Origin of the sequence: Acinetobacter sp. I-MWF (assembly GCF_025433935.1) — a bacterium.
GTDB classification, from domain to species: domain Bacteria; phylum Pseudomonadota; class Gammaproteobacteria; order Pseudomonadales; family Moraxellaceae; genus Acinetobacter; species Acinetobacter guillouiae.
The window spans coordinates 1-422 of record NZ_JAMBAR010000040.1; the positions used below are offsets into that span (position 1 = coordinate 1).

Sequence of the window (422 nt, forward strand, 5' to 3'; positions counted from 1 at the left end):
GATAAAGAAACATCGACAGTCAGCTTTCAGATGCGTTATTCGATTCCTTTGTTTAGCTATGGCAAAGGACTTGGCAGTGGTTTAACTGAAGTTTCACAAAAAGCCAATACTAAAAATCCTTTGGCTAAACCGATATTAAGCTGGTGGGTCAAGAATAATGAACAGGGCAAACCTGAACTTTATATTAAAAATACTGGTTCAAAATTTTCACGACTTTCGGGAATTAAATTAACTCCAACTTCAGAGCAAATGGCTTTTGGCAAAACCGCCTTTGGTTATGTATTGGCAAACAGCACCATGAAGTTTGATTTAGACAACAAACTACTCAATAGCCTGAGTGGTCAAACCAGTTTGTACGGGGTTGACAGTTCAGGAGTGAAACAGGAATTGGTTGAAATTAAAAAAGAAGGAGGGGGGTAAAT

At 38.2% G+C, this 422-nt stretch carries 1 pseudogene; it reads left to right on the forward strand.

Annotated features, from left to right (window positions below):
- Positions 1–420: pseudogene (locus tag M2R48_RS21265) on the forward strand (molecular chaperone); the annotation flags it as partial.
- Positions 421–422 lie beyond the last annotated feature (2 nt).